This window comes from Piscicoccus intestinalis NBRC 104926 (assembly GCF_001515525.1).
Classification (GTDB): Bacteria; Actinomycetota; Actinomycetes; order Actinomycetales; family Dermatophilaceae; genus Kineosphaera; species Kineosphaera intestinalis.
Map to the genome: position 1 here is coordinate 1 of NZ_BCNQ01000143.1, position 656 is coordinate 656.

Here is a 656-nt window from a genome sequence, read left to right on the forward strand (position 1 = left end):
AACGGGCGACAACCGAATGAGGCCGCCGACCGCAGGACCAACGGGGAACGAGGAGCGCTATGCCCCGGGGGCAGGTCAGTCGGGCAGCAGCAGTGCGGCCACGTGCTGGCCGGGGGTGACGCCGCCGAGGGTGAGCGCCGGCTGCGACGCGCGCACCTGGGCCAGGTGACCCAGCAGGTGGGCGACGTGCCGGAGCCGCGGTGGGCCGGGCTCGTCGCCGGGGAACGAGTAGGTGCTGCCGTCGTGTTCGCGCAGCAGGTAGCCGTCGGCCGAGCGCAGCAGCACGATGGCCTCGTCGGCGAGGAGGCCGGCGAGCGCGGCCAGCGCCTCGCCGTCGCGGCGGGCGCCGCCTTCCCCGGTGTCGCCCCTGGAGGCCACTCGACGGCCGCTGAGCAGCTCCAGCTCGTGTCGCCCGAGGGCGAGCACGTCGGTGCGCGCGAGCACCGCGTCGAGCACGTCGTCGGGAACGTCGCTGACCAGCGGCCCGGGGTCGAGGACGAGCAGGGCCTCCCCCAGCCCGGAGCCGCACCACTGCGCGATGGCCGGCCCGCAGACGGGGTCGATAAGGTCTTGCGCCGAGATGTAGGCCACGTCGTCGGCGGCCAGCCGCACCCGGGCCAGGTCGTCGGCGTTCAGCGTCGCCTCGACGCCGGGCG

At 75.6% G+C, this 656-nt stretch carries 1 protein-coding gene; it reads right to left on the reverse strand.

Annotated elements, in window-relative coordinates; genetic code table 11:
• Positions 1-75: 75 nt before the first annotated feature.
• Positions 76-656 (reverse strand): carbohydrate kinase family protein (locus PINTE_RS23370; protein WP_505803945.1); only part of this gene is annotated, 581 nt, incomplete at its 5' end.